14 protein-coding genes and 1 pseudogene are annotated in these 23,345 nt (G+C 73.4%); 7 read left to right on the top strand and 8 right to left on the bottom strand.

The window, feature by feature from the left end:
- Window positions 1-107 precede the first annotated feature (107 nt).
- From ACH4RG_RS31465 to ACH4RG_RS31455, 3 genes are read right to left on the bottom strand one after another with little or no spacing between them, the layout of a single operon-like run.
- A complete protein-coding gene (locus ACH4RG_RS31465; protein WP_398540585.1) occupies window positions 108-6,290 on the bottom strand; it encodes an SDR family NAD(P)-dependent oxidoreductase in 6,183 nt (2,060 codons plus the stop codon).
- Between the two features lie 56 nt (window positions 6,291-6,346).
- Complete coding sequence (locus ACH4RG_RS31460) at window positions 6,347-7,930, bottom strand: PfaD family polyunsaturated fatty acid/polyketide biosynthesis protein (RefSeq protein ID WP_397931490.1); 1,584 nt, start codon at window positions 7,928-7,930, stop codon at window positions 6,347-6,349.
- Window positions 7,931-7,964: 34 nt separating this feature from the next.
- Entirely contained in the window at window positions 7,965-9,098 is a 1,134-nt protein-coding gene (locus ACH4RG_RS31455) for an SDR family oxidoreductase (RefSeq protein WP_398540584.1), read from the bottom strand.
- Between the two features lie 923 nt (window positions 9,099-10,021).
- Here ACH4RG_RS31455 and ACH4RG_RS31450 point away from each other — a divergent pair.
- The gene (locus ACH4RG_RS31450) at window positions 10,022-11,380 is read left to right on the top strand and encodes a wax ester/triacylglycerol synthase domain-containing protein (RefSeq protein ID WP_397931485.1); all 1,359 of its coding nucleotides are present in this window, start codon (window positions 10,022-10,024) and stop codon (window positions 11,378-11,380) included.
- A gap of 48 nt (window positions 11,381-11,428) precedes the next feature.
- On the opposite strand, the gene ACH4RG_RS31445 is transcribed toward ACH4RG_RS31450, so the two are convergent.
- Entirely contained in the window at window positions 11,429-12,790 is a 1,362-nt protein-coding gene (locus ACH4RG_RS31445) for a flavin-containing monooxygenase (protein WP_397931483.1), read from the bottom strand.
- Between the two features lie 285 nt (window positions 12,791-13,075).
- On the opposite strand from ACH4RG_RS31445, the gene ACH4RG_RS31440 reads away from it, so the two are divergent.
- The 3 genes from ACH4RG_RS31440 (at window position 13,076) to ACH4RG_RS31430 (ending at window position 15,181) form a co-directional block, all read left to right on the top strand.
- Window positions 13,076-13,690: an ABC transporter ATP-binding protein gene (locus ACH4RG_RS31440; RefSeq protein ID WP_398540583.1), complete on the top strand. Its 615-nt coding sequence runs from the start codon at window positions 13,076-13,078 to the stop codon at window positions 13,688-13,690.
- Entirely contained in the window at window positions 13,687-14,586 is a 900-nt protein-coding gene (locus ACH4RG_RS31435) for an ABC transporter permease (RefSeq protein WP_397923569.1), read from the top strand. The genes ACH4RG_RS31440 and ACH4RG_RS31435 overlap by 4 nt, the downstream gene beginning before the upstream one ends.
- Before the next feature lie 73 nt (window positions 14,587-14,659).
- A complete protein-coding gene (locus ACH4RG_RS31430) occupies window positions 14,660-15,181 on the top strand; it encodes a hypothetical protein (protein WP_398540582.1) in 522 nt (173 codons plus the stop codon).
- 152 nt (window positions 15,182-15,333) lie between these two features.
- Here the strand turns inward: ACH4RG_RS31430 and katG are convergent, their stop codons facing one another.
- Window positions 15,334-17,589 carry a catalase/peroxidase HPI gene (gene katG, locus ACH4RG_RS31425; RefSeq protein WP_398540581.1) on the bottom strand — a complete coding sequence of 752 codons (2,256 nt, stop codon included), beginning with the start codon at window positions 17,587-17,589 and terminating at the stop codon, window positions 15,334-15,336.
- A gap of 375 nt (window positions 17,590-17,964) precedes the next feature.
- Between katG and ACH4RG_RS31420 the strand changes: the two genes are divergently transcribed.
- Window positions 17,965-18,375 (top strand): Fur family transcriptional regulator, encoded by a 411-nt coding sequence (locus ACH4RG_RS31420; RefSeq protein ID WP_397931477.1) that lies wholly within the window; start codon window positions 17,965-17,967, stop codon window positions 18,373-18,375.
- Window positions 18,376-18,387: 12 nt separating this feature from the next.
- On the opposite strand, the gene ACH4RG_RS31415 is transcribed toward ACH4RG_RS31420, so the two are convergent.
- Window positions 18,388-19,602: a metallophosphoesterase gene (locus ACH4RG_RS31415; RefSeq protein ID WP_398540580.1), complete on the bottom strand. Its 1,215-nt coding sequence runs from the start codon at window positions 19,600-19,602 to the stop codon at window positions 18,388-18,390.
- Between the two features lie 510 nt (window positions 19,603-20,112).
- On the opposite strand from ACH4RG_RS31415, the gene ACH4RG_RS31410 reads away from it, so the two are divergent.
- A complete protein-coding gene (locus ACH4RG_RS31410; protein ID WP_397923577.1) occupies window positions 20,113-20,970 on the top strand; it encodes a PIG-L family deacetylase in 858 nt (285 codons plus the stop codon).
- A 12-nt stretch (window positions 20,971-20,982) separates the two neighbouring features.
- On the opposite strand, the gene ACH4RG_RS31405 is transcribed toward ACH4RG_RS31410, so the two are convergent.
- Window positions 20,983-21,225: a hypothetical protein gene (locus ACH4RG_RS31405; protein ID WP_398540579.1), complete on the bottom strand. Its 243-nt coding sequence runs from the start codon at window positions 21,223-21,225 to the stop codon at window positions 20,983-20,985.
- Here ACH4RG_RS31405 and ACH4RG_RS31400 point away from each other — a divergent pair.
- A pseudogene (locus ACH4RG_RS31400) lies at window positions 21,194-21,905 on the top strand (LysR family substrate-binding domain-containing protein); the annotation flags it as partial. The gene ACH4RG_RS31405 and the pseudogene ACH4RG_RS31400 sit on opposite strands and share 32 nt — an antisense overlap.
- Window positions 21,906-22,406: 501 nt before the next feature.
- Here ACH4RG_RS31400 and ACH4RG_RS31395 read toward each other — a convergent pair.
- The gene (locus ACH4RG_RS31395; protein WP_398540578.1) at window positions 22,407-23,315 is read right to left on the bottom strand and encodes an SAM-dependent methyltransferase; all 909 of its coding nucleotides are present in this window, start codon (window positions 23,313-23,315) and stop codon (window positions 22,407-22,409) included.
- Window positions 23,316-23,345: the final 30 nt, after the last annotated feature.

Below are 23,345 nucleotides of genomic sequence, written 5' to 3'. Positions count from 1 at the left end.
GCGGCGGGCGGGACGGGATGTGGCGCGGCGGGCCGGGGCCAGGAGGGGCGGGGCCGGGGCCAGGAGGGGCGGGGCCGGGCGACCGGGGTGCGGAGGGAGGGACAGGGTCAGGAGGGGCGGAGGACGAGTTCGACACCGATCAGCTCGACCAGGACGGACCCGTCGGCGTCGATCAGTGCCGCGTCGCAGCGCGCCCCGGTCTCGTGTGCCTTCCGACCCCGCACCACACAGCGCACGGTGCCGTCCACCGGGCCGCGCCGGTGCACCCGGCACTCCGCGACGGCCATCGGCAGCGTCGCCGCCCCGATCACCTTCTCGCCCCAGAGCAGGGCGAGTTGCAGCGCGCCGTCCACGGCCGCCGGATCGAGCGGGCCATGCTCGTCCGCCCAGCCCAGGGCCCGCAGGCCCGCGACGGTCGCCTCCGCCCCGTGCTCCGACAAGCCGCGCACCGTCCGCAGGGCCTGGAACCGGGGGCCGTGGAAGAGGACCTCCCCGTCGTAGGGCGTGGCCCGGTCGAGAGGCTTCAGACCGTCCGGGGTGTCCCACGCGGTTGTGTCGGGCTGGCCTGTCCCGGTGTCCCACGCGGTTGTGTCGGGCTGGCCTGTCCCGGTGTCCCACGCGGTTGTGTCGGGCTGGCCTGTCCCGGTGTCCCACGCGGTCGTGTCGGGCTCGCCTGTCCCGGTGTCCAACACGGCCCGGAAGTGCGCCGGGCCGTCCTCGCCCCGCAGCTCCGCGTCCAGACCCGACGGTGCACCGGGCGCGCCCCGGCTGCCGAGCAGGGTGAGCCGGTGGCCCGGTCCGGACAGCTCCGGCAGGGCGTACTTCTGATACACCCGCAGGTCACGCAGGACGAGCCGCCCGGCAGCCGGCAGCCAGGCCGTGGCCGCGCCCGCGAACCAGTTCAGGACCAGGGCCACGGGCAGCACCGGAACACCGGCGGGCGCGTGGTCGGCCAGCTGCGGCAGGGTGTCCGAGCGCACCAGCACCTGTGCGCGCCGCAGGTCGCCCGCCGGGGCCAGGGCGGCCGGATCGTCTCCCGCCGCCAGGACCACGCGGGCCTCGCCGACGACACCGTCCACCTCGGCCGTGCAGGCCGCGGCCCCCTGGGCCAGGGGGATGAGCGGAACCCCGGACCGGCCGAAGTGCGCGGCCAGGACCGGGGTGACCATGCCGCCCTGCCAGGGCCCCCAGGCCACACACCGCACCAGGCAGCCGGGCCGACGGGCCTGTTCGGCCGACGCGACCTGGAGGAGGACCTCGTTGGCCATCGCGTAGTCGCTCTGCCCCGCGTTGCCGAACACGGCGGCCACCGACGAGAACAGGAGCATCGTGTCCAGTGGATCGTCCGCCGTCGCCGCCAGCAGCGCCCGCAGACCGTCCACCTTCGTCGCCATGACCGGCTCGGCCTGCTCGTCGGTCTTGTCGACGATCCGCTTGTCGGCCAGCACCCCCGCACCGTGGACGATGCCGGTGACCGGCCCCCACGTCTCGCGCACGGTGCGCAGAGCGGCCGAGAGGGCGTCACCGTCGCGGACGTCCACCCGCAGGTACCGGGCGGGTGATCCGGCGGCCTCCAACTCCGCCAGGGTCGCCCGCACTTCACGCGCGGCCAGAATCTCCCGGGCCCGCTCCGCGACCCGGGCGGGCGAGGAGTCCGCCGCGTCCGGGGTCCGCTCCGCGAGCAGCCGGGTGAGCGCCGGTTCGTCGGTGGCCGACGTCAGCCCGGCCGGCTCGGCGGCCAACTCCGTCCGCCCGAGCAGCACGATCCGCGGGCGGTGGGTCCTGGCCAGGTCGAGCAGGGCCGCCGCGGTCACCCCGCGGGCCCCTCCGGTGGCCACGATCACGGAAGCCCCGGAGATCCGCCGGGTCCCGGCGGGCGTGACCGGCTGGGGCGCCATCCGCGGCAGCACGCGCGTGCCGTCCGCGCGGAGGCCCGCCTCCAGGTCGGCCCCGCCTTCGAGCAGCTCCCCGACGATCGCGTCGGCGATCTCCTCGTCGTCCCGGCCGCCCCGCTCGCAGTCGACGACCTTGACCGAGGAGTCCGGCCACTCCTTCGCCGCGGTCCTGGCCAGACCGGCGACCCCGCCCAGCCACGCACGGCCGGGCGCGCGACCCGAGAGCCCGAAGTCGCCCCCGGTGTCCTGGACGGTCACGAACAGCCCGCCGCCCGCTGCGGCCCGGGGCGCCACGGCGCGTGCCGCGCGGAGCGCCGACCGGTGGACCTCCCGTGCTTCGTCGGGCGTACCGCCCGCGGTGAGTCCGCCGAGGTGGACGACGCCGCGGGCGTCGTCGGGCACGTTCGCCACGGCGGTGGCGGCCACGCCGCGTTCCGTCAGCTTCCGGGCCACCAGGCCGACGATCGAGCACCCGTCCGGGCCCCCGCCGGTCACCGCGACGGCTCCGTCCAGGAGTCCCGCCGTGGTGAGCCCGGACGCGGGCGACTCCACCGGACGCGGTACCAGCCGCGTCAGTGGCGTACGCTCACCCGTCCGGTCGTCGGGGGCGGGCGGGGCGGACGGGCCGGACGCCTCGCGGACGGCCGGGGACCCGGCCGCCACGGAGTGCTGCCCGGCCCGGGCGTCCGGCTCCGGGGCCCCGGGAGGCCGGGGGCCGCCGGTGAGCGTCTCGACGATCTCGCGCAGTGTACGGAGCCTGCCGAGCTGCCCGGGGTCCCCCGTCGCCACGTCGCCCACCTGCCGGCGCACCGCCGACAGGATCTCCACGCGTTTGATGGAGTCGACGCCCAGATCGGCCTCCAGCTCCATGTCCATGTTGAGCATCGCGGTGGGATAGCCGGTGAGGCGGGCCACCACCGACAGGAGCAACTCCTCCAGCTCCGACGGTGACAGGGACACCGCGTCGTCGACGGGAGCGTCGTCCACGGGAGCGGCAGTCGTCTCCGGCGCGGGGAAGGGCGCCGCCGGGGCCGCTGCGGCCCCGGCGGCGGGAAGGGTGGGTGTGGTAGGAGCGGACGTGGGCGCTGGTGCCGGGGCAACGGTCACGACCGGAGCCGACGGCGTCACGGCCGGCGCCGGCACGTGCCGCGGTGACGAGGAACGGGGGAGCGGCAGTGGAGTCGCGGGAGTCGCGGGGGCCGGAACGCCCCCGTCCACGGCCGGGTTCGGCGCCCCGAGCATCGCGGCCAGGGTCGTCTCCGTCAGCCGCAGAAAGGCCAGATGGCTGTCTGTCAGGAGGCGCTGGCAGACCGCGTGGGTCTCCGCCGTCTGCTGTTGGATGCTCTCGACGGCGGCGACCCATTCGCCCCCGGCGGTGGGCCCGACTCCGGCGGTCTCGGCGGCGTCGGCCTCGTACGCCGAAGGCCGCTGGGCGTGGGACGGGGAGGGGATGTCGTGCGCGGGCATGGGGGCCGCCGGGGTGTCGGACGTGGACATGGACGTGGACGTGGGTACGGGGGCGGGCCGCGGTCGGTGCCGGGGCTCGGGTGCCGGAGCGGGCGACGGCTCGTCGGACGCGGCGCGGGTCGGCGGCGACTGACCGTAGTTGGCTCCGCTGATTCTCACGGTCATGCGCGGCTCGCGCTCCTTCGCTGGGGTCACGGGCGGGGCGTACGGCGCCCAGAGCGGATCGAGATCGAGGGGGACGCCACGTACGGCGAGTTCGCCGAGCGCGGCGTGCAGGGTGTCGGCACCGGGCCGGTCCTGCCGGTCCAGGGGGACGGCCGCGTGCCCGCGGTCGCCGAGGATCTGGTGGACCAGCCCGGTCAGCGTGGCGCCCGCGCCGATCTCGACGAAGGTGCGAACCCCCGCCGCGTACATCGCCTCGATCTGGTCCTGGAAGAGCACCGGGGAGGCGAGATGACCGGCGACCCGGCGGCGCACCTCATCGGGGGACGAGGGGTACGGCGCCGCGTCCGCGTTGCCGTAGACCTCGATCCGGGGCTCCGCGAGCGGCACCGTGCGCAGGTACGCGGCGAGCGGCTCGACGGCCGGGGCGACCAGCGGGCTGTGGAAGGCCGTCGACGCGGCCAGCCGACGGGTGCCGACCCCCTCGGCCGCGAACGCCTTCTCGGCGCGCGCGACCGCCTCCACCGATCCCGAGAGCACCACTTGGCGCGGGGAGTTGTGGTTGGCCGGCCAGAGGTCGCCGAACCCTCCACCGGCCAGTACCCCGGCCACGTGCGTACGGTCCGCCGCCACCGCAAGCATCGCGCCCGGGGCGTCCGCCGCGTCCCGCATCAGCTCGCCGCGGTGACGGGCCAGCCCCACCAGGGACTCCGCGTCCAGCGCGCCCGCGCACGTCAGCGCCACCAGCTCGCCGAAGCTGTGGCCCGCCACGCAGTCCGGCCGCAGCCCCAGCCCCCGCACCACCTCCAGCTGGGCCAGCGCGTGCACCGCCAGCGCGGGCTGCGCCCACTCGGTGGCGTCCAGCAGGGTCCGCCGGGCGGCACGTTCCCCGTCGGTGAAAGCGGGCGGCGGGAACACGACCCGGTGCAGGGGCCGCCCGTCGAAGCGGGTGCCGCCCAGCCGGTCCCACACGGCCTGGGCGGCCGGCGCCAGCATCGCGAGTCCTGCTCCCATCCCGACGTACTGGGACCCCTGTCCCGGGAACAGGAAACCGATACGGCCGGGCGCGGCCTCCCCGTACGCGTACCGGACCCCCGTGGGGGTCGAGAACGCCGCGTCGGGGCGCCGCCGGATGCGTGCGAGCGCCTGCGCGTACTTCTCCCGCAGCTCCTCGGCGTCGGTGGCGACGACGGCCAGCCGCACCCGGGCGGAGGAGGAGAAGGCGGCCTGGCTCTCCCGCGCCAGCGCGGCCAGCGGACGATCGTCGTCCGTCCGGGGCTCCGTCAGGTCCGACGGGGAGTCGCCACCGAACAGGACGAGCTCGCTCGGCGCCGAGCGGTGGCGCAGGGCCGGGCGCCCCGGGCCGCCCGACGGCGCGTACTCCTCCAGCGTGACGTGGAAGTTGCTGCCGCCGAAACCGAAACTCGACACCGCCGCCCGCCGGGGATGGCCGGCCGGCCGGACCCACGGGCGGGTCTCGGTGTTGACGTAGAACGGACCGTCCGGGGTGGCGGCCGCCGGGTTCGGCCGCTCCACCTTGACCGTCGGAGGCAGCACCTGGTGGTGCAGGGCCATGACCGCCTTGAGCAGACCCGCCGCGCCCGCGGCGCACTTGGTGTGGCCGATCTGCGACTTGACCGAACCGATCGCGCACCACTGCCCGTCAGGGCGCCCCGACGCTTTGAACACCGCCTCCAGTGCCGCCAGTTCGGCGGTGTCGCCGGCCTTCGTGCCGGTCCCGTGCGCCTCGACCAGCTCCACGGTCTCCGGTCCGTAGCAGGCTCCCTCGTAGGCGCGTCGCAGGGCCCGTTCCTGGCCCTCGGGCAGCGGAGCGTAGATCGCCGTGCTCCGGCCGTCGGACGACGTGCCGAGACCTCGGATCACCGCGTGGATGCGGTCGCCGTCACGCTCCGCGTCGGACAACCGCTTCAGCGCGTACATGACGACCGCTTCGCCGAGCATGGTGCCGTCCGCCGCGGCCGATAACGGCCGGCAGTCGCCCGTGGGGGACAGCGCGGGCGTCTTGGAGAAGCACAGGAACATGCCGATGTCGTTCCCGGTGTCCACCCCACCGCTGATCACCAGGTCGGCCCGGCCCAGGGACAGTTCGCCGACGGCCGTCGACAGGGCCGCGAGTGAGCTGGCACAGGCGGCGTCGGTGGTGTGGTTGATGCCGTGCAGATCGAACCGGTTGGCGATCCGGCCCGCGACGACGTTGCCGAGCAGTCCGGGGAAGGACGATTCCCGCCACGGCTCGAAGCGGGCCGCGATGCGGTCGCACACCGCTTGCGCCTCGGTCTCGTCGAGTCCGCTCTCCCGCAGCCCCGCGAGCCACGCGGGGCGGTGGGCTCGCCCGTACATGTGCGGAAGGAGTTCGAGAGCCGCCGCGCCGAGGACGACGCCGGTCCGGTCACGGTCCACCCCGGCCGGGCCGTCGGCATCCGTCAGCACCTGGTCGGCGACCATCAGGGCGAGCAGTTGGGAGGTGTCCGTCGCCGACAGACTGGCGGGCGGCACCCCGTAGGCCATCGGGTCGAAGTCCACCTCGGGAAGGAACGCGCCCCGGCGGGCGTACGTCTTGTCGGGGGCGGCCGGATCCGGGTCGTAGTGGTCCTCCACGCGCCAGCGGGTCGCCGGCACCTCGGTGATCAGGTCGCGGCCACCGGTCACGATCCGCCAGTAGCCTGCCGCGTCCGTGGCGCCCGGCACCAGGGCCCCCACGCCGACCACGGCGATGGGGAGCTGACGGGGGGCGGGGTCGGACATGCTCGCTCCTCGGGGTCGTACGGCCGGTACCGACGCCCCGGTGGCGCCGAGGCCGCTCACGCCAGCTCGCACGGCACGTAGGTGAACGCCTCGGACGGCAGGGGAACGCCGTACGTGCGCAGTTGATGGGCGCGTGTGAGCACGGCGGCCCCCTCCAGCAGATTGAGCCCGATCCGCACCACGGACCGGTGCGCCGGGTCGGCCAGGAACGTGCCCGCCACCCACTGGTTGAACGCGCCCATCGCCGGCCCGCACCAGATCTGGAAGTCGGCCCGCCGCGACTCCTCCCCGGTGATCGCCCACCGGCTGGAACGGCCCAGATACCAGCGGAAGACCAGCGCCATACGGTGCTTCGGGTCGGCTTCCGCACGGCTGATCTCCGCGGGATCGCGCTGCTCCCAGAACGCGCGAGAGTGCCGCCAGACCTCGTCGAACGAGGCGCGCAGCACGTCGCGTTCGATGGTGGCGCGCAGCGCGGACGGGATCTCCTCCAGCGATCCGTGGGCCCGGTACGCCGCGTGGAGCCGAGCTGCCCGCTGGGCGAACATCGTCCCCCGGGACAGCACCTGGAGCTTCACACCCAGTTCGAACATGTCGGCCGCCGGCGCCATGGCCACATCGGAGACGTCCGCGTCGCAGAGCATCGCCTTGGCCGCGTCGGACAGTCCGGCCTCGACGGCCGTCTGGTTCACCGACCCGACGACCACATAGGAGGCGCCGAGGGCGAAGGCGGCGGCCACCGCGTCCGGTGTCCCGAGGCCGCCGGCCGCACCGAGCCGGACCGGCCGACGGTAACCGAACCGCCGGCACAGCGCGTCACGCAGCGCGGCGATCCTCGGCAGCAGGACCGACAACGGCCGGTTGTCGGTGTGCCCGCCGCTGTCCGCCTCCACGGTGATGTCCTCGGCCACCGGCACCAGGGCCGCCAGAGACGCCTCCTGGCGGGTCAGTTTCCCCCGGGCGACGAGGGAGTCCAGCAGCGCGGGCGGCGCGGGGGAGAGGAACCTCTCGGCCACCTCGGGCCGGGAGACCTTCGCCAGCAGGCGCGTACGCCGGACGACGGCGCCGTCCGGGCCCCGGCGCAGCCCGTGCGCCGAGCACAGGACGACCGCCGGGGTCAGCTCCATGAAAGCCGAGGCCGAGATCCGGGGAACACCGCGACGCAGCAGCAGCTCCGCGACGCGGAACTCCAGTGCCGGTTCGGCCGGTGAGTGGATGAGATTGACGCCCCAGTTCGAGCGGGCCCCCAGCTCCCGCACCAGTGTGTGCACGGCCCGCTCCACGTCGGGGTAGGCCAGACCGCCCGCGCCGAAGAAGCCGATCATCTCCGCCCGGGCCATCGCGGAGACCATCCGGGTCGTCGCGATGCCGTTGGCCATCTCCCCCGCGACATAGGGGAAACGGACGCCGTGCGCCTCGCAGAAGGTACGGCCGCCGAGCCACTCGGGGTACAGCGGCGGCAGCGTGCCGACCACCGGACCGGCGGGCGCGGCGCCGGTCGCGACCCCCAGCTCCCGGCCGTCCGGCCCGCTGACGATGTGCACGGGTTCCCGGATCTGCCGGACACGGGCCGTGATCCCCTCGGGAGAGAAGACCGGCAAGGAGTCGGCAGTCTGGCCGAGAGCTGTGAGGACGGACACGGGAGAGGCTCCAACGGGGTGGGTCGGCGGCTGGTCAGGCGTACCGGGCGGACGGGAGAGGGGCCGGGGGGACGCCCGAAGACAGGGGCAGGGCCCCGCCCCGGGGGGCCAGCCCGGACCACAGGTAGTCGAGGCCCACCGGGGCGGAGGCCGCCGAAGGCCCGAGCCGGGTCCTGACCCGGGTGTCGTCGAACCGCCGCCGGTGGGCGAGGTAGGCCGTCATGCCCGGGTAGAAGTCGAGCAGCGCCTCCAACGCCGACGGGGCGTCCGGCTTGGCGGAGACCAGGTCGATCGAGAGCGGGACCAGCCGTTCCATGAGATCCACGACCGTGGGTACGGGCACATCGCGGTCGTGGACGACGTGGTACGTGTCGACGCCGCCCGACGGCGTCAGCCCGGCCAGCCGCACCATGACATCGGCAGCGTGCTCCACCTGCAAGAGGTTGAGCCGGCCGTGCGGATGCCCCACCATCCGGACCCGGAGCCGGTCGCCCGACCCGGCGGCGCCGAGCGCGTCGCGCAGAATGCGCTCGACGACCTGCAACGGGTGCGAGGGCAGCTCGGGGTGCGGCGGCCGGTCGGTGACCAGGACGCCCGGCCGCAGGACCAGGGCCGGGCGGCGGTGCTCCCGGGACCAGTCGTGAACCAGCAGCTCCGCCTCGTACTTGGACTGCTCATAGGCGTTCTCGAAGCCGTCGGGGGCGTCCAACTCGTCCTCGTACGCCACCCCGGTGCGCCGTCCACCGGCCACGAACGCGGTGCTCACATGACGGATCAGGGGTGCCCCGCGACCGGCGGCCGCCAATTCCAGTACATGCCGGGTCCCTTCGACGTTGGTCCGTCGCAGCGCGGGAAGGTCGCCTTCCAGATTGATGCTGCCCGCGCTGTGCCAGATCTCGCCGAGGCCGTCGGCCAGCTCCTGGAACGTCCGTGCGGACAGGCCCATGCGCGGCAGCGCCAGGTCGGTCTCCACCACCCGCAGCCGACCGGGGAGCCGGTCGAGGAAGGCCTGCGGCGAGCCTGTCAGTTCGCAGAACCGGGTGATGCGGTGCAGCGCGGTCCCTGACCCGGCATGGGCCAGGACGGTCACCGACCGGTGCGTGGCGAGGAGGCGACGCAGCAGACGCAGTCCGAGGAATCCGGTGGCGCCGGTGAGGGCGACGTGCACGAGCGTGGCTCCAAGGGCGGTGAGAGGGGCGGTCCCTGACCGGGTGCGGAGGGGGAGGAGGCGGAGTAGCGCCGCTGCGGCGGCCGGGTGCGGGGGCGACGGAATGCCACCGGCCGTCCCGCGTCGCGGATCGTGACGACGATCGCACCGCACACGGTCGGCCGATCCGGTGCGGCCGGTGCTCGCCGGCCCTCCGGTGCCCCTCCGACGGGGGTTTCCCGGGCCTCGCAGCCCGGTGATCTCCGGCGCACGGCACACAATGGCAGACGGCGAACGGCACAGGCCCCTCGATTCCTCGCGCTCACCCGAACGAAGTACGGAGCGGCGCGGCCGGTGCGCTTGCGCACGGTCCGGGGCGCGGAACGCCGTCGGCCGAGCGGCTCCGGGCGGCGGTGCGGCCGAGACGGCCGGATCTCCACGGTGGTGATCGGAGCCTTATCCCTCTTTCGAGGGAACCCGCCGCCGAGGATCCGGATCAGCCTCTCGACGGGTCGTCATGCCGGCCGTGGCAGACGGTGCGGGGGCCGCTGCCCCTCTGAGGCACGGGCGCCGGGAGCCGCGGGGGCCCGGTACGGGGCGGGCCGACGGCCGCGGGGCGGACACGGATCCGGCCTGCGGAGCCAGGGGCGGCGGGCGGACACCGCACGGACCCGCCCCGTCCGGTGGTCATCCTGATGGGCGGTCGGTTCCGACGGCGTGCTGCGGTCCGGGCGGCTCGCTGAGGCCGGCCCGGCGGGTGGGCCGCCCGGGGACGACGCCTCCTGCCATCGCCCGCTCGCGTCCCTCACCGCCTCACCGCCTCACCGCCTCTCCGTGCTTTTGCCTTTCCGCTCCCGCCTCTCCGCCCTGCTCTTACCCCCGCTTCTCGTACCGCCTGTCATCAACGCGATCCCCACCGGACCGAATCGGAGCACAGAAGTCCCATGCCTGACCCCGAGCAGCCCACCCCTACCGGCCCGTCCGACCGCTCCGCCCGGCGCTATCGGGCCGACCGGCCGATTCCCTCGCCCCGCCGCTCCACCCACGCGGTCGACCGCGCGTTCCTCAAGCTGGAGCGCCGTCGGCCCGACGTCCGCTGGGACGCGGGCGGTGTCGCGTATCTCAGTGGTCCGGCCCCGGCCCTGGCGGACCTTCGCGCGTACGTGGGATACCGCCTCGGCCAACTGCCCCTGCTCACGAGCCGGGTGGCGGGAGGACGGCGGTCCCGGTGGCAGCCGGACGCGGACTTCGCCGTCGACCGGCATGTGCACGAGGTGGTCGCCGACGGACCCGGCGCCTGGGACTCCGCCCTGCACACCGCGCTCAGCGCCCCGTTCGCCCCTGGCTGTTACTGGGGGATCTGGTTGGTCCACGGCCACGACCCCGACGCGTACGCCGTCTGCTACCGCTTTCACCACGCCTGCCAGGACGGTTCGGCCGCCGCCATGACCTTCCGGGCCATGCTGGGCGAGGGGGAGCCGTCGGCGCGCCCGGTACCGGGCCGGAACCGTCGGTCCGGGGTGCCCCGGCGGGTCGGCACGGCCGTCGGGCTGGCCACGAGGTTCGTGGCCGGTTCCCTGGCCGTTCGCGGTCACCGCCCGGACGCGGCCTTCGCCCCCTCCGGGGAGCGGCGGCTGTGGCGGGGCAGGGCACCCGTGGACACCCTCCGCCGGATCGGCGCCGGGCGGGGCGGCTCGGCCCACGACGTGCATCTGGCGGCGCTCGCCGGGGCGTTGGCGGCCTGGTCGGACCGTGCGGGGGTGCCGCTTCGCCGGGTGACGGCCGTACTGCCCGTCGACGCACGACGCGCCGACGAGGAACAGACGTGGGGGAACCGCTGCTTCGCCCTGCCGCTCGAACTGCCCGTCCGTACCGTCCCGGAACACCCGGACGGTTCCCGGGACGGGGAGGAGCCCCTGCGCCGACTGGATCGGGTCATGGAGACGACCCGGAAGCTGCGGGGCGAGACCTGGCGGCAGGCCATTCAGGACCTGGTCCGCTTCATGCCGGACGGCCCCACCGAGTGGTACCTGCGCAGGATGCTCTCGCCACGCGTCACCGACGTCATGGCCACGTCCATGCCGCTCGCCGACAAGGGGAGCCTGGGGGAGACGCGGGTGACGGGAACCGCCTTGTTGCCGCTGCTCGTGCCGGGGCATCTCTTCGCCGTGGGGCTGTCGTTCTTCGGCGACTGGGCGGAGGTGTCCTTCGTCGCCGACCGCGCCCTCCCGCTGGGGGAACTGCTGCCGGAGCTGTGGGAGCGGGCCGTGGGCGAGCTGGAGGAGAGCTCGACGGCCGTGTGAGCCGGGCGGGAACTCTCCCGTGCCGACCGCACGGAGCGGGCGGGCGGATCACACGGTGTCGGGCACGGGCCTGGGGGAGCTCGCCCCGGGCCGGGGCGGGAGCACACCGCGGGCCCGGCGCCTGCCTGCCCGGAGTTCCCGCCGGAGGGCTCGCCGGTAGGAGCGGATGTCGATCTCGATCCCGTGACGGTAGGTGGGTGCGTAGGCCTTGTCGTGGTGTCGCCCCGCGCGGGCGATCGCCCGTGTCATCTCCGCCGGCGCCGGCAGGCGCACCGCTCCCTCGATCAGGTCGGCGACCCATTCGGCCTGCGGTTCGAGCAACGGGAAGGCGGCGCCGGCGGGTTGGGCGAGTCCCATGAAGTAGAGCCCGGGGCGCCGGGGCGGCACCGTGCGCAGATAGAGCTCCGTGCGGCCGCCCGGGGCGGCGAAGACGGAGGGGGCCAGAAAGGGGAAGGAGATGGAGTACCCGGTGGCGTACACCACGGCGTCCACGCTCTCGCGGCTGCCGTCCGCGAAGAACGCCGTGTCCCGGCCGAAGGAGCTGACGCCGGGCTTGGGGGTGACCGCGCCCCTGGCCAGCTGGACGAGGAGTTCGTCCGAAGTGGAGGGGTGGGCGGCGAGGGGCCCACGGACCGGTTCGGGAAGCCCGTATTGAGCGGGGGCACCCCGGGTCAGCCGCAGGAGAAGCGCCATCGCCGGCTCCTTGAGGAACCGAGGCAGGCCGGCCAGGGGGCTCCCCGCCAAGTGGTCGGCCGGCCGGCCGAGCAGCATCTTGGGGAACAGGTGGGCCGTGTCCCGCGCGGAGAGGAACGTCCGCGCCGCCGTACGGGAGACCTCCGCCGCGATCTCGCAAGCGGAGTTGCCCATGCCGATCACGAGCACCCGTCGGCCGGCGTACGGCTCGGGGGAGCGGTAGTCGTGCGAGTGGAGAGCGGGGCCCTCGAAGTCCTCGGCTCCCGGCACGGCGGGGTCCGGCAACCGCGGGTCCCAGTGGTGCCCGTTGGCCACCACCACCTCGGTGTAGCGCCGCGTCCGCGCCTCCGTCTCGCCACGGCGCCGGCGGACGACCTCCCAGCCGCCGTCCTCCAGGGGCCGCACGGAGGTGACCTCCGTGCCGAATCCGATGTGTTGGTGCAGACCGAACGCAGCGGCGTACTGCTCCAGGTAGGCGAGGACCTTGCTGTGGTGCGGGAAGACCGGGTAGGTCTCCGGCATCGCCAGGGAGGAGAACGACATGCTCTCCTTGGAGATGTTCGCGTGCAGCGACGCGTACACCCCCGACATGCCGTTGTCGTTGCCGTAGCGCCAGAGTCCGCCGATCCCCGACCCCGCCTCGAAGCAGTCGAACGGAAGGCCGCGCGAGGCAAGGACCTTGCTCGCCGCCAGGCCGGACGGGCCCGCTCCGATCACGCACGTTCTCCGCATGGCCGACCGGCCTTTCCTGTGTAGGTACGTCACGACGGATCCAGGCCCGTGACGCAGGGGCTCCGAGCCCGGTCACGCTATGGGCCGGCGCCGCGCCGGGAGCGGTTTCCGCGGTAGTCCCGTCGCACGCGTGACGGGTCGTGCACCGGGTTGACGCCGGGCGAACGGGCGCGTCTCCGGCGCCGTTTCCGCCGCGTGGCCGACTCGTTGGGCAGGAGCGGATCGGTTCCGCGATCACAGGAAACACACCTGGTACGACGGAGCGAGACGATGGACGTCCACGATGTGCACCACTCCTACCGGCAGTACGCCGTTCTCCGGGGAGTCGACCTCCGGCTACGGCCCGGCACCCTCGCCGGGATCGTCGGGGAGAACGGCGCGGGCAAGACGACGCTGCTGAAGATCCTCTCCGGTGAGCTGCGGCCGGACCGCGGCTCGGTGCGGCACCACGGCAGGTTCGGCTACTGCCCGCAGTCCGTGGTTCTGGACGACTCCTTCACCGTCCGCCAGCATCTCGAGCTCTTCCGGGCCGCGTTCGGCCTCGACGACCTGCGGCGGGCCGAGGAGGTGATGGAGACCCTGGCCTTCACCGAGTACCTCGACCGGCGTGCGGGCCTGCTCAGCGGTGGCTCGCGGCAGAAGCTGAACCTGACCCTGGCGCTCATGCACGACCCGGACGTGCTCCTGCCGGACGAGCCCTACCAGGGCTTCGACTGGGAGACGTACCTGCGCTTCTGGGAGCTGGCGACGAGGTTGCGCGACGCCGGGCGTTCGGTGCTGGTCGTCTCGCACCTGGCGTACGACATCGACCGGCTGGATCTGCTCTGGCGCCTGGAGAACGGGCGCCTGCACCGCCAGGAGCGGCCCGCGGGGGCGGCGGCATGAGGCGGCACTGGTTCCTGTTCGCCACGGCGTCGAGGTACGCGTTGACCGGGCACGCCCGCAACCGGTTCGCGATGCTGCTGGTGTTCGTGTACGTCCCCGTGTGGATCGCCCTCGCCTACGCGACCATTCCCGATCAGCCGGCCCCGTTCCGGCTCCGGGCCACCGGCGAGGTCCTGTCCCCGCCCGGCAACCACCTCACCCAGATCACCGGCGCGCTGAACGCGGTCACCCTGATCGCCGGGTTCATGATGTTCGCGGCCACCTTCACGGGAGGGGCTTTCGACCGCCGCCTGGCGATGGCGGGCTACCCTCGCTACCACCTCGTCCTCGCGAAGCTGTCCGCGCTCACGCTGGTCTGTGTCGCGGTCGCCGCGTACGCCACGGTCGTCGTCGGATTCACCTGGCAGCCGGCGCAGCCCCTCCTCCTCGCCACCGCCCTGTTCTGCGCGGCTCTGACCTACGGCGCGCTGGGCGTGGTCCTCGGATCGGTGCTCCGCCGAGAGGTCGAGGGCATGTTCGCCATCCTGATGATCAGCATCCTCGACGTCGCCCTCCAGAACCCCCTCTCCAGCTCCGGGTCGGACAGCGCCGTCGTGCGCTTCCTCCCGACGTACGGAGCCGTGCAGGCGAGCATGGCCGCGGCCTTCTCCGACGCGTCGGCCGTCCGGGGGCTCGTGCTCCAGTGCCTCTGGCTCGTCGGCGCCGCGTCGGCCGGGTTCCTGGTCTTCCGCCGACGGACCCGGAACGCGCTCTCACCGGGACGTGGGAGAGGGGTGCCGGCCCCTCGCGGCCGCGGCCCCGGGACGGTTGACGGCCCTTTCGTCGCACGGACGGCCGACGACCCTGTGTGCCACCGTCCGCCCCACCGAAACGGCCGTGACCTGCGCGGGCGGTGATCGTTCTGTAGCCGTCGGGCGCTGATGCGGCGCCCGGAACGTCACTCTCTCCCGTACGAGGAGCACTGCCCCCATGCCTCTTTCGCGTACCGTCCAGCGCACCGTCCTCACCGCGGCTCTCCTGTCCGTCTCCGCGCTGGCCGCACCCGCCACCGCCGAGGCGGCTCCGCTGCCTCCCGCGTGTCAGGAGGCGCTGCTCGAAACCCTCGACAAGATCCCCGTCGTGGACTTCACGGTCCCCGACAAGGCCAAGAACACGATGCTGGGCGAGGTGCTGGGACTGAGCGAGGCCGAACAGGCCGTGTTCACCGAAGCGGCGTGCGCGGCCTGGAACACGTGGGCGACCCAGAACGGCCAGGCCGTCGCGACGGATCTGGACACCCGCTACCGGAACGCCGCCGGGCCCGTGTGCAACAAGTTCGCCAGGTCCTCCCTCGCGACGCTCAAGAAGTACGCCCCGAACGTGCCCGCCGAGACCCGTGAGCTGGAGAAGCTGGCCAAGAAGGTTTGGAGCAACTCCATGGAGAAGCTGGCCGCGGATGCCACCAACGCCGATTGCCGTACGGCTTACAACGCGGTGAAGGCCGGCTGGTAGCAGAGCAGAGCCCGGTGCGTCGTCCGGCAGGGCGGCGCACCGGCAGGACGGATCCGACACCGGGAGAACACCGGCCCGGCAAGACCGTCCCCGCCGCCGCGGTCGGCGGGGTCGGGGCCGCGCCGCGCGGGCGGCGGGCCCCGACCGCGCGGTCAGACCAGGTCGAAGCGGTCGAGGTCCATGACCTTGCTCCAGGCGGCGACGAAGTCCGTCACGAACTTCTGCCGCGCGTCGTCGCTCGCGTACACCTCGGCGAGCGCTCGGAGTTCGGAGTGGGAGCCGAAGACCAGGTCCGCGCGGGTACCGGTCCACTTGACCCGGCCGGTCGCGTCCCGGGCCTCGAACTCGTCCTGCGCCGCCGACGTCGATTTCCAGGTGATGCCCAGGTCGAGCAGGTTCACGAAGAAGTCGTTCGTCAGCGTGCCCGGGCGGTCGGTGAGGACACCGTGCTTCGAGCCGCCGGAATTGGCGCCCAGCACCCGCAGACCGCCGACCAGGACCGTGGTCTCCGGGGCGCTCAGCGTGAGCAGGTTGGCCCGGTCCAGGAGCAGGTACTCGGCGGGCAGACGGCTGCCCTTGCCCGCGTAGTTGCGGAAGCCGTCGTACACGGGCTCCAGGGCGGCGAAGGACTCGACGTCCGTCTGGTCCTGCGTGGCGTCGACCCGACCCGCCGTGAACGGCACCTCCACCTCGATGCCGGCGTCCCTGGCCGCCTGCTCGACGGCCGCGTTGCCCGCGAGGACGATCAGGTCGGCCAGCGAGACCCGCTTGCCGCCGTTGGCGTCGAAGGACTCCTGGATGCCTTCCAGGGCCCGCAGGACCTGGGCCAGCTCGTCCGGGTCGTTCGCCTCCCAGCCGCGCTGCGGCTCCAGACGGACCCGGGCGCCGTTGGCGCCGCCGCGCTTGTCGCTGCCGCGGAAGGACGCGGCCGACGCCCAGGCGGCCGAGACCAGCTGCGCCACCGTCAGGTCCGTGGCGAGCACCTGTTCCTTGAGCGCGGCGATGTCCTCGGCGTCCAGCGGCTCGGCGGTGCGCGCGGGCAGCGGGTCCTGCCACAGCAGCACCTCGGAAGGCACCTCGGCGCCCAGGTAGCGCTGGATCGGGCCCATGTCACGGTGCGTCAGCTTGTACCAGGCGCGCGCGAAGGCGTCCGCGAACTGGTCCGGGTTCTCGTGGAAGCGGCGCGAGATCTCCTCGTAGGCCGGGTCGAAGCGCAGCGACAGGTCGGTGGTGAGCATCTGCGGCTTGTGCTTCTTCGACGCGTCGTGGGCGTCCGGGATGGTCGCCTCCGCGTCCTTGGCGACCCACTGCTTCGCACCGGCCGGGGACTCGGTCAGCTCGTACTCGTAGGCGAAGAGGTTGTGGAAGAACTCGTTGCCCCACGTGGTCGGGGTGCTGGTCCAGGTCACCTCCAGACCACTGGTGATGGCGTCGCCGCCCTTGCCCGTCCCGTGGGAGCTGCGCCAGCCCAGGCCCTGTTCCTCCATCGAGGCGCCCTCGGGGTCCGCGCCGACGCTCTCGGCCGGGCCCGCGCCGTGGGTCTTGCCGAAGGTGTGGCCACCGGCGATGAGGGCGACGGTCTCCTCGTCGTTCATCGCCATCCGGCGGAAGGTCTCGCGGATGTCGCGGGCGGCGGCGACCGGGTCCGGGTTGCCGTTGGGGCCCTCGGGGTTGACGTAGATCAGGCCCATCTGGACCGCGCCGAGCGGGTTCTCCAGCTCACGGTCCCCGGTGTACCGCTCGTCGTCGAGCCAGGTGGTCTCCGGGCCCCAGTAGACGTCCTCCTCCGACTCCCACACGTCCTCGCGGCCGCCGGCGAAGCCGAAGGTCTTCAGGCCCATGGTCTCCAGGGCGACGTTGCCGGTGAGGATCAGCAGGTCGGCCCAGGACAGCGCCTGGCCGTACTTCTTCTTGACCGGCCACAGCAGACGGCGGGCCTTGTCCAGGTTGCCGTTGTCCGGCCAGCTGTTCAGCGGGGCGAAGCGCTGCTGACCGGCGCCCGCGCCACCGCGGCCGTCGCTGATGCGATACGTGCCGGCGCTGTGCCACGCCATCCGGATCATCAGCGGCCCATAGTTGCCGAAGTCGGCCGGCCACCAGTCCTGCGACGTGGTGAGCACCTCGGCGATGTCCCGCTTCACCGTGGGCAGGTCGAGCGCCCGGAACGCGGACGCGTAGTCGAAGTCCGCACCGAGCGGGTTCGCCACGGCGGGGTTCTTGGCGAGGATCTTCAGATTGAGGCGGTCCGGCCACCACTGGCGGTTCCCGCCGCCCTGCGTGGGGTGCGGCGCGCGGCCGTGGGCCACGGGGCAGCCGCCCGCCTGCGCCTCGGGCGCCTCGGGGACGGCCGTCTCGGGCGAATCCGGGGTGACGGGATCAAAGACATGCGACTCGTGGTTCTCGGTCATGGCAATCCTTCCGGACCCGATGGGTCGTGGGGCGCTGAACGGGGAGGAGGATTCGGGCCGTGCAGAAGGGGCACGAGGTATGCCGGGTCCCCGCGCGCCCGCCCGAACGTCTCACCGACGGGACCGGACGGCCCCGGGGTGCGGCGAGGGCGGCGCTCGGTCGGCGCCGCGCGGTCGACCGACGGTGTCCCACCGCGTTCTCTGCTGCCGTACCGGAGCCTTCCTGTCTCTTGGATGTCGCCGTGATCGATCCTACGATGGACTTCGTCCAAGTCAAGAAGTGCGCTAAAACGATAATGGCCCGGGCGTGACGTCGTCGGATTTGTGGATCCGTACGGGGTCGCGCGTCCCCCGCGAAGTGGAGCAGGTGACGAGATGAGCGACCTCCTTCAACGGCTACGGGGCCGTGGCTGGCGGTTGACCTCGCAGCGGCGCGTCGTCGCGGAGGTCCTCGACGGTGAGCATGTGCACCTGACGGCCGACGAGGTACATCTGCGGGCCGCCGCGAGGCTGCCCGAGATCTCCCGCGCGACCGTCTACAACACGCTGGGGGAGCTCGTCACGCTCGGCGAGGTGCTGGAGGTCTCCACCGTGGGCCGGGCCAAGCGCTACGACCCGAACGCCCGCCGCTCCCATCAGCACCTGGTGTGTTCAGGCTGCGGCAAGGTCCGCGACGTCCACCCGGTCGGGGACGCCCTCGGCGACCTGCCCGAGGCCGAGCGGTTCGGGTTCGCCGTCGGCTCGGTGGAGATCACCTACCGAGGCCTGTGCCCGGCCTGCTCCTGACCACCCGGCGCGTCAGTCGGCGGCCTGCGGGGAGCGGAGCACGAGCAGGGTGATCTCGCTGGGGGCGAAGACGCGGAAGGGCGGGCCCCAGAAGCCGGTGCCGCGGCTGGTGTAGAGGAGGGTGCGAGCGCCGTGGCGGCTGAGACCGGCGACGGCCGGCTGGTCGAGGCGGACCAGATGGTGGAAGGGCCAGATCTGGCCGCCGTGGGTGTGGCCGGAGAGCTGGAGGTCGATGCCGTGGGCTGCCGCGCGGTCGATGAACTTGGGCTGGTGGGCGAGGAGGAGCACGGGCAGGTCGGGTTCGGCGCCGTGGAGGGCTCCGGCGAGGTGGGCGCGGTGGCCCGCCAGTCCGGAGGACTCGGCGGTGACGTCGTCGACGCCGGCGACCACGAGCGTGTCACCGCCGCGTTCGAGCAGCAGATGGCGATTGCGCAGCGGCTCCCAGCCCAGCTCGTCCATCAGGTCGACCCAGCCCTGGGCCTCGCTGTAGTACTCGTGGTTGCCGGTGACATAGACACGGGCCCGGGTCGCCCGCACGGTGCCCAGCGGAGCGGCCTGGGCGCGACGGCGTTCGGCCGTGCCGTCCGCGATGTCGCCGGTGTGGCAGACCAGGTCGGCCTCCAGGGTGTTCACCGTCTCGCAGACCCGCGCCGACCAGCGCGCGCGGTCGAGCGGACCGTAGTGGGTGTCGGTGATCAGCGCGACCCGTGTTCCGTCCAACCCGGCCCCGAGGCGGGGGAGTCGCACGTCGAGACGGCGCACCCGCGGCACGCGGCGGGCCTCGGCGTGCCCCCAGGCGAGCAGCACGGCGGTGACGCCGAGGACGGCCCAGGTGACGATGCGCGCCCGGTCCTGTCCGGCACCCACACCGGCCACGGTCAGGGTGAGCCGCAGCAGGACGCCGAGCAGTACGGACCAGGTGAACAGGACCCAGATGGCGCCCAGCAGCGTGTCACCGACGATCGCCGCCCGGTCCCGCTGGCGCCGGCCGTGGCCGCGCACCATCGCGAGCGGCATACCGGCCAGGCCGAGCACGAACAGCGCGGTGCCGGCGAGGGTGACGGGCATCGGCCAGCGCTGGCCGGTGTGCAGAAGGACCCAGCACGGCACGGCCCACAGCAGGACGGGGGCGATCAGAGGGACATAGCGCATCAGACGCTGCAGTCGGCTCCGCTGCGCCTCCGGCGCTTCACCGGCGGCGGATCGGGTGTCGCTCGTCTCGGTCATGTTTCCCCTCCTGGGGTTCTGTCCGGCGCCTCTCGGCCGGCTCATTGTGCGCCGTCGCGGAAAGCCGCCGCCGCTCAGGGGTGGCCGAGTCCCTTGCGGGCGGTACACGGGCGGGCGCCGGACGACGGCCCGGAACCCGTGGTGCCCGGACGGCTTGGGGTACGGCTTGGGGTAGCGCCCGCCCCGGCATGTCCCGTCCCGGACGCCGAGGACGGCGATCGCCTCCACCCGCCGGGAGCCACCACCTCGACCCATGTCCGCAGTCCGGGACTGCCGAGTCGGTCGCCGCACTCCGGCATGCTGGGCGGTCTCCGTCGAGAATCGCCGGCCCCGTCGGGAACAGGCGGCCCGGTCGGCGCGGTTGCACCGTCCGAGGGACCGGCGCCGTGCGGGCGGGGGGACACGGAGGCCGCTGGGTCGTCCGCCCCGTCGGGATCCGGACCCTGGGACCGCGGTAGCACGCCCGCCGTCGGCCCGGACCACGATGTATCTCTGCGGGAGGACCCCTTCATGACCGACCGGCCCTTGACTCTCATGGCCGTGCACGCCCACCCCGACGACGAGGCGACCGGAACGGGAGGGGTCCTGGCGCGGTACGCGGCGGAAGGCATCCGCACGGTTCTCGTGACGTGTACCGACGGCGGTTGCGGTGACGGGCCGGGGGGTGTCAAGCCGGGCGACCCCGGACACGACCCGGCGGCCGTCGCCTCGATGCGCCGTCGGGAGTTGGAGGCGAGCTGTGAGGTCCTCGGGGTCAGTGATCTGGAGACGCTGGACTACGCCGACTCCGGAATGATCGGCTGGCCGAGCAACGAGGCCCCCGGATCCTTCTGGCAGACCCCGGTGGAGAAGGGCGCCGCCCGACTCGCGGAACTCATGCGGCACTACCGCCCCGATGTCGTCGTCACCTACGACGAGAACGGCTTCTACGGACACCCCGACCACATCCAGGCCCACCGCATCACGATGGCGGCACTGGAGATGACCGAGCTGACGCCGAAGGTGTACTGGACGACGATGCCCCACTCGATGCTGCGACGGTTCGGGGAGGCCATGCGCGAGTTCCACGAGGACGCGCCGCAGCCGGATCAGGAGCCGGAACGGCAGCCGGATCCGGCCGAGGCCGACGCGATGGCCGAGATCGGCCTCCCCGACGACGAGGTCACCACGTGGGTGGACACCACCGCGTTCAGCGGCCGGAAGTTCGACGCGCTGGCCGCGCACGCCAGCCAGGGCGACAACATCTTCTTCCTGAAGATGGGCAAGGAGAGGTTCGGCGACCTGATGGGCACGGAGACCTTCGTACGCGTCCAGGACTCCACCGGCGCGGCCCTGCCCGAGAAGGACCTCTTCGCCGGTCTCCGCTGATCCGCCCGCCCTCTATGGCATGGACGTGCCGACGCGCATGTCCGCGCCGTACGTCGTGCGGTAGTCCGGGACGACGATCCGGCTCGTCGGGGACTCCCGGTGGACCTGGGCGGTGATGCCGTCGAAGTCCAGGAGCTCCCCGCCCCTGACGACCGAGATCTGGCCGGGGTCGACGCCGAACGCGACCAGCAGATGGAACGTCGTCTCGGTGCCGACGATCCGTGCGCGCCGAGCCGACGACGGCGGCCTGGGCACCCTGCGCGCGGGCGTCCCTCCCGACACCACGGTCTCCACGCTCTCCGCACTGCTCTCGGCCTGCGCCGAGCACTCCCCGGGACTCTCCGTCGATCTGCAGGAGATCACCACCGAGGAACAGCTGCGGCTGCTCGCCTCCGGCGGGCTCGACGTCGGCCTCGTCCACCAGACCGTGGACGCCACCGAGCTCCGCCTCGGCCCGGAGGTGCGGACGGAGTTCGGCGTCGTGCTGCCCCGCACGTCACCGCTGGCCCGGCTCCCCGAGGTGGCGCTCGCCGAACTGTCCGGCCACGATCTCGTGCTCTTCCCCCGCGCCCAGGCTCCCGGCTGGTACGACCGGATCCTCGGCTCCTGCCGTGCCGAGGGCTTCGTGCCCGGCCGGGTCCGGCACGCGTCCAACCCCGAGTTCCTGCTGGCCCTCGTCCACGCGGGCCACGGCGTCGCCTTCGACCAGGGCCCGGTGGCCCGCAAGGAGCCCCGCGTCCTCTGGCGCCCCCTGGCCGGCCGCCCGCTCACCCGGCGGACCACCGGTGCCTGGCCCACCGGCCGCTCCGCACTTCGCGGAGCTCGCGGCCGCTGTGCTGGCACGCGACCGGTCGGCGACGCCGCGTGCCACCGGCCCACGCCCGCCGGACGGGCCGCCCCGCCCATGGTCGGTGGTGTACGACGAGCCGAGCTGACGTGCAGCCGGCCCGTGGCTCCGACGCTGTACGGCCGGGCCGGCCAAGCGATGTCCTGTCCACGTTCACGTGCCGCGGCCGGCCGCAGCGTACGGTAGCGGTCGAGTGCCCGCGGATCCCCGAGGTGTCGGCGGCCGCGAGTGCCGCGTCGAGGACTCCGTCCATCCAGAGCCGGGCTTCTCGCTGTACCTCCACCGCTTCGGTGAGGCAGCCGAGTTGAGCCCGATGCGACTGGAGCGTGTTGAGCGTGCTCTCGGTGCGTGGCCCGCCTGCCGCCCACGCAGTCATGAACAGGCGGGACGCCTCCCGCTCGCCCTGGCCCGCCGCGTGGTGGGCCCATGACCGGAGGCTCTCCTCCGCCGGGTCGGAGGGGAAACCGCGCACGTTGTTGGTCGAGCCACCGCCCGACGGCGGCGTCGGTGCGGCCGTCCGACGTGATGTCGTCCAGAATGCGGCCACCAGCCTCACGAGGGTTTCGCTCGCGGGGCACACGGCCGGTGGCTACCTCCGGGGCTTGTCCGCGAAGACCCACCGGTTGCCCGCCAGTGCGTCGTTCGGCTCGGGCAGCGGGCCGCGTCCGTGCAGCCGGGTGAAGTCGAAGGGGGTGCGGACCGACGTGCGCCAGCCCATGTCCGTCAGCTTCCCCGCGGAGTCGGGCCGCGGGCTCCTGTCGAACAGGTCCAGCAGGTCGATGCCGATCTGCTGGTGCGTGGCCGTGTAGAGCGGGCTGTCGCGGTACTCCAGCAGATCCTTGTCGAGCTTGACCTCGAAGGCCAGCGCGCTTCCCCCGGCACTCAGCCGGTCCACCGTGTCGATGAGATACGTCTCGGCGGCGGGCGGCAGATAGAACAGCAGGCCCTCGACGAGCCAGACGCTCGGCGCGGCGGAGTCGAAGCCGGCGGCGGGCAGAGCGGCGGCCCAGCCGGCGCGCAGATCCATCGGGACCGGTACGCGCGCCGTCTTCGGGGTGGCCGAAAGACCGCCGAGCACCTGGTGCTTGAACGCCAGGACCTCCGCCCGGTCGATCTCGAAGACCACACAGCCGGGAGGCCAGGCGAGCCGGTACGCACGTGAGTCCAGCCCCGCCCCGAGAAGGACCACCTGGCGGGCGTTCCCCGCGTGCACCGACCGGAGGAGGAAGTCGTCGAGGACCCGCGTCCGCAACCCGAAGTACCGGGCGAACCGCCCCCACAGCGGGTTCCGGTCCCCGTCCGGGACCTCCCGCGGGTGGACCGGCCAGCCCTTGGACGCCGGGGCCCCGAGCACGAAGTGCTCCGCGAAGACGTCCCGTGCCAGGCTGTCGGGGCGATGTGTTTCGATGGCCCGCGCCGCGGCCACCAGGAGGGCGGTCGCACCGACCCCTCCCGCCACCCCCTCCACACCGTCGTTCCGGTGCGCCGTGTCGGCCATGTGCACTCCCTTGGGGTTGTTGGGGAAGAA

The organism is Streptomyces sp. NPDC021019 (assembly GCF_044333295.1).
GTDB lineage: Bacteria > Actinomycetota > Actinomycetes > Streptomycetales > Streptomycetaceae > Streptomyces.
This window is presented reverse-complemented; position numbering and strand designations above follow the sequence as displayed.